Below are 8442 nucleotides of genomic sequence, written 5' to 3'. Positions count from 1 at the left end.
CCGCCGTCGACGTTCGCGCCGGCGCTGCCGCCGGGTCCGGCGGCGCCGCCCGGGCCGGGGATCCAGCTGCCGGCGCCGTTCATCAACCCCGGCGGATCGGGTGGTAGCGGCATCACGGGAGGCAGCCAGAATTGAGCACCATCTTTGATGTTCGCAACATCCGGCTGCCGAAGATGTCCCGGACATCGGTGATCATCGGGTCGCTGGTGATCGTGCTGGCCCTGGTTCTCGGATACGCCGGGTGGCGGATTCTCCAGAAGCTGACGAACAACACCGTCGTTGCCTACTTCCCGGTGGCGAACGCGCTCTACCCGGGCGACAAGGTCCAGATCATGGGGCTGCGGGTGGGTGCGATCGACAAGATCGAGCCGGCCGGCGACAAGATGAAGGTCACCTTCCACTACGAGAACAAATACAAGGTGCCCGCCAGCGCGTCGGCGGTGATCCTCAACCCCACGCTGGTGGCCTCGCGCGCCATCCAGTTGGAGCCGCCCTACAAGGGCGGCCCGGTGCTCGCCGATAACGCGGTGATCCCCGAGGACCGCACCCAGGTGCCGGTGGAGTGGGACGAGCTGCGCAACAGCGTCACCAACATCATCTCCAAACTCGGTCCCACGCCGGAACAGCCGAAGGGTCCGTTCGGCGAGGTCATCGAGTCGTACGCGAACGGGCTGGCCGGCAAGGGCAAACAGATCAACAACACGCTGAACAGCCTGTCGCAGGCGTTGACCGCGTTGAACGAGGGTCGCGGCGACTTCTTCGCGGTGGTGCGCAGCCTGGCGCTGTTCGTCAACGCGCTGCACCAGGACGATCAGCAGTTCGTCGCGCTGAACCAGAACCTGGCGGATTTCACCGGCCGGCTCGCCAGCTCCGATGGCGCCCTGGCCGATGCGATAGTGCAGTTCGACAGCCTGCTTTCCACCGTGCGGCCCTGGCTGGACAAGAACCGCGAGGTGCTGACCCACGACATCAACAACCTGGCGACCGCGACGAACGCGCTGCTTCAGCCGGATCCGCTGAACGGGCTGGAGACCGCGCTGCACGTCTTGCCGACGGCCGCGGCGAACATCAACCAGATCTATCACCCGTCGCACGGCTCGGTGGTGGCCGTCCCGGCGATCACCAACTTCGCCAACCCGATGCAGTTCATCTGCAGCTCTATTCAGGCCGGCAGCCGGCTGGGATACCAGGAGTCCGCCGAGCTGTGCGCGCAATATCTCTCGCCGATCCTCGATGCGATCAAGTTCAACTACCTGCCGTTCGGCTTGAACCTGTTTTCCACGGCGGAGACGCTGCCCAAGGACGTCGCCTACTCCGAGCCGAGGCTGCACCCGCCCAACGGGTACAAGGACACGACGGTCCCAGGGATCTGGTCACCGGATACGCCCACGTCGCACCGCAACACCCAGCACGGCTGGATCGTCGCCCCGGGCATGCAGGGGCAGCAGGTCGGGCCGATCACCGCGGGCCTGATGACCCCCGAGTCGCTGGCCGAGCTGATGGGCGGCCCCAACATCGAGCCGGTGCAATCGAACCTGCAGACCCCGCCGGGATATCCGAACGCCTACGACGAGAACCCGATCGCTCCCGTCATCGGACAGCGCCCCCCGCAGGTGCCGATACCGCCGCCCCCGCCGGGGCCGGAGGTGGCCCCGGGCCCGGTCGCTCCGACGCCCGCGCCGGTGGCCGCGCCGGCGCCCAACGCCGGCGGTCCGGCGGCGCCCGCTGACTTCGGGGGTGGCCAGTGAGGAGTAAGACGAACCGACCAGGAGTGAGTGCGCTGCGAAGGCTGATCCCGCCGGCCCGCCACCGGGCCTGGCAGGCGCTGGTGTTCCTGGTGGCCGCGCTGGTGCTGAGCTCGTGCGGTTGGCGCGGGATCTCCAACGTGGAGATCCCGGGTGGCCCGGGCAGCGGCGGGGGGTCCTACACCATCTACGTGCAGATGCCGGACACCCTCGCCATCAACGGCAACAGCAAGGTGATGGTCGCCGACGTCTTCGTCGGCTCGATCAAGGCCATCAACCTGAAGAACTGGATCGCCACGCTGACGCTGGGCATCGACAAGAACGTCAAGCTCCCGAAGAACGCTACCGCCAAGGTCGGCCAGACGTCGCTGCTGGGTTCTCAGCATGTTGAGCTGGCTTCCCCACCCAACCCCTCGCGTGAGCCGCTCAAGGACGGCGACACCATCCCGCTGAAGAACTCGTCCGCGTTTCCCACCACCGAGCAGACACTGGCCAGCCTGTCGCTGATCCTGCGCGGCGGCGGCATCCCGAACCTGGAGGTGCTCCAGAACGAGGTCTTCAACATCTTCAACGGGCGGGGGAACCAGATCCGGGCCTTCCTCGGCAAGCTGGACACCTTCACCAACCAGCTGAATCAGCAGCGTGATGACATCACCCACGCCATCGACTCCACCAACCGGCTGCTGGTCTACGTGGGTGGCCGGGCCGACGTGCTGGATCGGGTGTTGACCGACGTCCCGCCGCTGATCAAGCATTTCGCCGACACCAAGCAGCTGCTCATCAACGCCGTCGACTCGGTGGGACGGCTCAGCCAGGCCGCCGACCAGTACCTGTCGGAAGCGCGCGGGCCCCTGCACCAGGACCTGCAGTCGCTGCAATGCCCGCTGAAGGAGCTCGGCCGTGCCTCGCCGTATCTGATCGGGGCGCTGAAGTTGATCCTCACGCAGCCCTACGACATCGACACCATTCCGAAGCTGATGCGCGGCGACTACCAGAACATATCGCTGACGGTGGACCTGACCTACAGCTCGATCGACAACGCGTTCCTCACCGGCACCGGATTGTCGGGAGCGCTGCGGGCGCTCGAGCAGTCGTTCGGGCGTGACCCCGAGACGATGATCCCGGACGTCCGTTACACGCCGAATCCGAACGACGCTCCCGGCGGACCGCTGGTGGAAAGGGCGGATAGGCAATGCTGACCCCATTCATCAGGCGCCAGCTGATCGCCTTCGGGATCCTGACGGTGATCTCGCTGCTGGTGCTCGGTGTGTACTACCTGGAGATCCCGAGCCTGGTGGGCATCGGGCGGTACACCCTCAAGGCCGACCTGCCCGCGTCGGGCGGCCTGTATCCGACGGCCAACGTGACCTATCGCGGCATCACCATCGGCAAGGTCACCGACGTCGAGCCCACCGAGACGGGCGCCAAGGCGACGATGAGCATCGACAGCCGCTACAAGATCCCGGTCGATGCGATCGCCAACGTGCACTCGGTGTCGGCGGTCGGTGAGCAGTATCTCGACCTGGTGTCGACCGGGCACCCGGGCAAGGACTTGGCAGACGGTCAGACCATCACCAAGGGCACGGTGCCGGCCGAGATCGGTCCGGCGCTGGACACCGCCAATCGGGGGCTTGCCGTGTTGCCCAAGGACAAGATCGGCCAACTGCTCGACGAGACGGCGCAATCCGTCGGCGGGTTGGGCCCCGCTCTGCAGCGGCTGGTCGACTCCACGCAGGCGATCGTCGGTGACTTCAAGACCAACATCACCAACGTCAACGACATCATCCAGAACTCGGGGCCGGTCCTGGACAGCCAGGTCAATTCCAATGCCGCGATCGAGCGCTGGGCCCGCAACCTGAACAACCTGTCCGCGCAGGCCGCGCAGGAGGACGGGCATCTGAAAAGCGTGCTGCGCCAGGCGGCGCCGACCGCCGATCAGGTCAACGAGGTGTTCAACGACGTCCGCGACTCCCTGCCGCAGACGCTGGCGAACCTCGAGGTCGTGTTCGACCTGCTCAAGCGCTACCACACCAGCGTGGAGCAGCTGTTTGTCTTCCTGCCTCAGGGCGCCTCGATCGCGCAGACGGTGGCCGCGCCGTTCCCGAACCAGGCGGCACTGGACCTGGCGTTGTCGATCAACCAGCCGCCGCCGTGCCTGACGGGCTTCATTCCGGCGCCGGAGTGGCGGTCCCCGGCGGACACCAACTTGGTGCCCCTGCCGTCGGGCACCTACTGCAAGATTCCGATGGACTACCCGGCCAACAGCGTGCGCGGGTCGCGCAACATCCCGTGTACCGATATCCCCGGCAAGCGGGCGGCGACGCCGCGGGAGTGCCGTGACCCCAACCCTTACGTTCCGGCGGGCACCAACCCCTGGTACGGGGACCCGAACCAGATCCTGACCTGCCCGGCGCCCTCCGCCCGCTGTGACCAGTCGGTGCGGCCGGGCATGGTGATCCCGGCACCCTCGGTGGACACCGGCCTGAACCCGGCGCCCTCCGACCGGGTCTCGGGGACGCCGCCGCCGACCAGCGATCCATTGTCGCGGCCGGGAAGCGGCTCCGTGCAATGCAACGGCCAGCAGCCCAACCCGTGTGTCTACACTCCGAGCGGGCCCCCCGCTGCGATCTACAGTCCGCAGAGCGGTGTACTGGTGGGGCCTGATGGAGTGAAATACTCCGTCGAAAACTCGACCAAAACAGGAGACGACGGATGGAAGGAGATGCTGGCGCCGGCCGGCTGAACCCCCCACCTATGCCGAGGTTTCGTCGACTGCGCAGGCCCTCCCCGAGATCAAGTCCGAAGATTCAGCAGGAGCCGGCGGCTGCTGATGAGCAGACCACCCCGCAAGTGACGGCCGCCGAGGAGTCGGCGGAATCCGAAGCCGATGCGACCAGCCCGGCGGCGGTCGACGAGGCGCCAGGACCGGAGGACTCCGAGGACGCAGCCGACGAGGCGGGCCCGGAGACGACGGCCGAAACGGCCGAGCAGTCGCCCGAGGAACCCGAGGCCGCCGCTGGAGGCGCGGACGTCCAACGCCGCCCGTCGCGCCTGGGTCGCGGGTGGCTCTCCGGCATTGCCGCCGCGCTCGTGCTGCTGGCCGGCGGCCTCGGGGCGGGTGGCTACTTCGCGCTGCGTTACCAGCACGACAGCCAAGTCATCGCGCGCAACGACGCCGCGGCGCTCAAGGCGGCGGTGGATTGTGTGGCGGCGACTCAGGCGCCCGACACCAACGCGATGGCCCAGAGTGAACAAAAGATCATCGAGTGTGGCACGGACGCCTTCCGCTCCCAGGCGCTGCTGTACACCAGCATGATCGTTCAGGCCTATCAGGCCGCGAACATCCACGTTCAGGTGGCCGATGTGCGGGCGGCGGTGGAGCGCAACAACGACGACGGCTCGGTCGACGTGCTCGTCGCGATGCGCGTCAAGGTGTCAAGCGATCAGTCGCAAAAGGAAACCGGCTACCGCCTGCGGGTGAAGATGGCATTCGCCGAAGGGCAGTACCGGATTTCCAAGCTCGACCAGGTGACGAAGTGACGGTGGTGGTCGAGGAGATTCAGGCTCAGGCTCGAACCACGGCGGCCGCACCGGAGTCACCGCGGGATGCCTTGGCCCCCTGGCCTCTTCGGCTCGCCGCGGACGCCGTCGATGTCCTGCCGTGCATCGCCGTCGCGACGACGATGGCACTTGTTGCCTGGACGTTGGCTCAGCACCCGATTTGGTGGTGGGCATGTGTCTCGGTCGGCGGCGTCGCCATCCTGCTGATGTTGGTCAACCGGTTGCTGCTGCCGACCCTCACGGGCTGGAGCCTGGGGCGCGGCTTGTTTCGCATCGCGGTGGTGCGCCGCGACGGCACACCCATCGGGCCGTGGGGGCTGCTGCTGCGGGACTTGGCCCACCTGCTCGACACCGTGTCGGTGGTGGGATGGCTTTGGCCGCTGTGGGATTCGCGGCGCCGCACCTTCGCCGACATGCTGCTGGGCACCGAAGTGCGACGTGTCGAACCCGACGAGGCGCTGCCCAACTTACGGCGCTGGACCGCGGTGGCGGTCCTGACCGCGACCGTGGTGTGCCTCGGCGGCGCCGCCGTCAGCTACCTGGTGGTGTACTCCCGCGATCGGGCGAGCGACCAAAGCAGGGCGCAGATCGAGACGCAGGGGCCGAAGATCGTCGCGCAGATGCTGACGTATGACCCGAAGTCGTTGCGCGACGACTTCGCTCGCGCGCGGTCGCTGGCGACCGACAAGTACCGGGGCCAGCTGCAGGTGCAGCAGGATGTGGTCCAGAAGGGCAATCCCGTCATCAACGAGTACTGGCCCAGGGAATGGTCGGTGCAGTCGGCAACGCCGGATCGGGCGACCATGCTGTTGTTCCTGCAGGGCCGGAGAGGCGCGGCGCCCGACGAGCGGTATATCAGCGCAACCGTCCGGGTGGAATTCGCCAAGGGCGGAGACGACCGCTGGCGCGTCGACGACCTCAGCGTGCTGACCAAGCCGAAACCGCCCGGGAACGGAAAATGAGTCCCCGTCGCAGGTTTGCGCCCGGCGAGGGATCATTGCTCGTCGCGCGCCCGGTCCCGCCGCCGCGACCGTGGGGGTTGCCGGTGGCCGCCGCGGTTGCCGCAATGCTGATCGTCGCGGCGATCGCGGCATGCACCCTGATGCTGATCTCCAATCAGTCGCGCGTGCGCACCGCCTCCAAGGAGCGCGAGGTGCTCACCTACGTGACGGGGTTCATGGTGCAGTTCACCTCGATTGACCCCTATCACGCCAACGACTATGTGACGCGCGTATTGGCCCAAGCCACCGGTGATTTCGCCAAGCAGTACCAGGAGAAGGCCAACGAGATCCTGCTGCAAGTGGCCCGAGCCGAGCCCGCGACCGGCAGCGTCCTCGGCGCGGGCCTGGAGCGGTGGAACGACGACGGCAGCGCCACCGTGATGGTGGCAACCGACGTGACGTCCAAGTCGCCGGATGGAAAACAGGTATTCGACAACACCAATCGCTGGACGGCAACCGTTACGCGGGAAGGAAATCAGTGGAAGATCAGCAACCTGCTGCAGGTGATCTGACCGCCGACGCGGCCAAGACGGAGGAATCCGAGGGCAAGGACGCCGAAGCCGTCGCGGAGCGCGACGAAAGCGCCGATGCGGCAACTGAATCCGCCGAGGCCGCCCCCGATGAGGCCGACGCCGACGCGCGGGGCGAGGCGGAGGGCGAGGAGGCCGGGGCGGACGGGGCGGCCGCGACGGGCGCCAAAGAAAAGCGCCCCCGGCGCAAGATCCTGGCCGGCAAGCGGCTCGGCGTCGCGATCGCGGTGGCCGCCGTGCTGTTCGTCGGCTCCGCGGCCTTCGCCGGTGCGGCGATGCAGCCATACCTGACCGATCGCGCCACCGCCGCGACGAAGATGAAGGTGGCGCGCACCGCGGCCAACGCCATCACCACGTTGTGGACCTACACCCCGGAGAACATGGACGGCCTCGCCGATCGCGCGGCGGCCTACCTCAGCGGTGACTTCGAGGCCCAGTACCGCAAGTTCGTCGACGCGATCGTGGCCCCCAACAAGCAGGCCAAGGTGACCAACACCACCGAGGTGACCGGCGCGGCGGTCGAATCGCTGGACGACCCGAATGCCGTCGTCATCGTCTACACCAACACCACGTCCACCAGTCCGCTGACCAAGAACATCCCGGCGCTGAAGTACCTGTCCTACCGGCTGTTCATGAAGCGCACCAGCGGGCGCTGGCTGGTGACGAGGATGACGACCATCACCTCGCTGGACTTGACGCCGCACGTCTAGCGCACGTGGACGCCGGCCGCCGAACACGCTGCAGCGCATGACCGTTGCGTCGCCGGTTTCGGAGCGCTCGACCGTTGCGGCGCTGCTGTTGCTGACCTTCGCCACCGGCCTGGCGGACGCGATCAGCATCCTGGTTCTCGGTCACGTCTTCGTGGCGAACATGACCGGCAACGTGATCTTCCTCGGTTTCTGGCTGGCCCCGAGAACCAACATCGACCTGACGGCTGTCGTGGTGGCCCTGCCCACGTTTGTCTGCACCACGATCGTCAGCGGCCGGTTGGCAAGGCATTTCGGTCAGCGGACGCGAACCTGGATCAGCACGGTGCTGGCGGCCGAGATCGTGTTGTTGGTCGCCTTGTCGGTTCTGGCCGGCACGGGTGTGCTGCACTACCACGACTACACCAAACTGATCATGATCGGCATGCTCGCGGTGACGTTCGGTCTGCAGCACTCGAGTGCGCGCCAGTTCGGGATCCAAGAACTTTCCACCACGGTCTTGACGTCCACGATCGTCAGCCTCGGCCTGGACAGCCGTCTGGCCGGTGGGACGGGCGCCCGCGAAAAACTGCGCTTCAGCGTCGTTTTCACGATGTGTGCGGGCGCCCTGGTCGGTGCGACGATGTCGCGATTCGTCGTCGCCCCGGTGTTCGTGGTTGCGGCGGCGGTGGTGACGACCAGCCTGCTGATCTTTCGCTTCGGTCCGGCGGAAACGGAAAAGGTTGCGGGGCAGCCTAATTAAAGGCCAGCCAGCTGGGCAGCGCCCGCTCGTGGGAGTCGCACAGAACTTGCCGGGTGTCGCACGATCCCCTCGGTGACCCGGCGCCGGCCCACATGCCGCCGGTGTCACGCCGCAGCACGATCGCCGACGACCCGCCGCCGTCCTGCAGGACCGCGG

General features: G+C 67.1%; 8 protein-coding genes and 1 pseudogene. 8 read left to right on the top strand and 1 reads right to left on the bottom strand.

Annotated elements, in window-relative coordinates; translation table 11 throughout:
* Nucleotides 1–131 precede the first annotated feature (131 nt).
* Genes JWP83_RS06160 through JWP83_RS06125 form a run of 8 tightly spaced genes read left to right on the top strand, consistent with a single transcriptional unit; the run spans nucleotide 132 to nucleotide 8286 of the window.
* Entirely contained in the window at nucleotides 132–1748 is a 1617-nt protein-coding gene (locus JWP83_RS06160) for a virulence factor Mce family protein (protein ID WP_297727266.1), read from the top strand.
* Between the two features lie 23 nt (nucleotides 1749–1771).
* Entirely contained in the window at nucleotides 1772–2944 is a 1173-nt protein-coding gene (locus JWP83_RS06155) for a virulence factor Mce family protein (protein ID WP_297727263.1), read from the top strand.
* Entirely contained in the window at nucleotides 2938–4488 is a 1551-nt protein-coding gene (locus tag JWP83_RS06150; RefSeq protein WP_297727260.1) for a virulence factor Mce family protein, read from the top strand. Before JWP83_RS06155 ends, JWP83_RS06150 begins: the two co-directional genes overlap by 7 nt.
* The gene (locus tag JWP83_RS06145) at nucleotides 4458–5285 is read left to right on the top strand and encodes an Mce protein (protein ID WP_297727257.1); all 828 of its coding nucleotides are present in this window, start codon (nucleotides 4458–4460) and stop codon (nucleotides 5283–5285) included. The genes JWP83_RS06150 and JWP83_RS06145 overlap by 31 nt, the downstream gene beginning before the upstream one ends.
* Nucleotides 5282–6268 carry an RDD family protein gene (locus JWP83_RS06140; RefSeq protein ID WP_297727254.1) on the top strand — a complete coding sequence of 329 codons (987 nt, stop codon included), beginning with the start codon at nucleotides 5282–5284 and terminating at the stop codon, nucleotides 6266–6268. Before JWP83_RS06145 ends, JWP83_RS06140 begins: the two co-directional genes overlap by 4 nt.
* Nucleotides 6265–6819, top strand: a complete 555-nt coding sequence (locus tag JWP83_RS06135) for a mammalian cell entry protein (protein WP_297727251.1) — start codon at nucleotides 6265–6267, stop codon at nucleotides 6817–6819. Before JWP83_RS06140 ends, JWP83_RS06135 begins: the two co-directional genes overlap by 4 nt.
* Nucleotides 6786–7547: a mammalian cell entry protein gene (locus JWP83_RS06130; protein WP_297727248.1), complete on the top strand. Its 762-nt coding sequence runs from the start codon at nucleotides 6786–6788 to the stop codon at nucleotides 7545–7547. The genes JWP83_RS06135 and JWP83_RS06130 overlap by 34 nt, the downstream gene beginning before the upstream one ends.
* A gap of 37 nt (nucleotides 7548–7584) precedes the next feature.
* On the top strand, nucleotides 7585–8286 hold the full coding sequence (locus JWP83_RS06125; protein WP_297727245.1) for a YoaK family protein: 702 nt from the start codon (nucleotides 7585–7587) through the stop codon (nucleotides 8284–8286).
* Here JWP83_RS06125 and JWP83_RS06120 read toward each other — a convergent pair.
* Nucleotides 8279–8442 (bottom strand): annotated as a pseudogene (locus JWP83_RS06120) (hypothetical protein); the annotation flags it as partial. The gene JWP83_RS06125 and the pseudogene JWP83_RS06120 sit on opposite strands and share 8 nt — an antisense overlap.

The sequence above is a fragment of the Mycobacterium sp. genome, from assembly GCF_025965855.1.
Classification (GTDB): domain Bacteria; phylum Actinomycetota; class Actinomycetes; order Mycobacteriales; family Mycobacteriaceae; genus Mycobacterium.
Note: the sequence above shows the minus strand (reverse complement) of the source record. Positions and strands in the feature narration are given on the sequence as shown.

Coding starts and splice junctions, on each gene's coding strand:
- JWP83_RS06125 (WP_297727245.1), top strand. CDS start 7,585: ATGACCGTTGCGTCGCCGGTTTCGGAGCGCTCGACCGTTGCGGCGCTG.
- JWP83_RS06135 (WP_297727251.1), top strand. CDS start 6,265: ATGAGTCCCCGTCGCAGGTTTGCGCCCGGCGAGGGATCATTGCTCGTC.
- JWP83_RS06150 (WP_297727260.1), top strand. CDS start 2,938: ATGCTGACCCCATTCATCAGGCGCCAGCTGATCGCCTTCGGGATCCTG.
- JWP83_RS06145 (WP_297727257.1), top strand. CDS start 4,458: ATGGAAGGAGATGCTGGCGCCGGCCGGCTGAACCCCCCACCTATGCCG.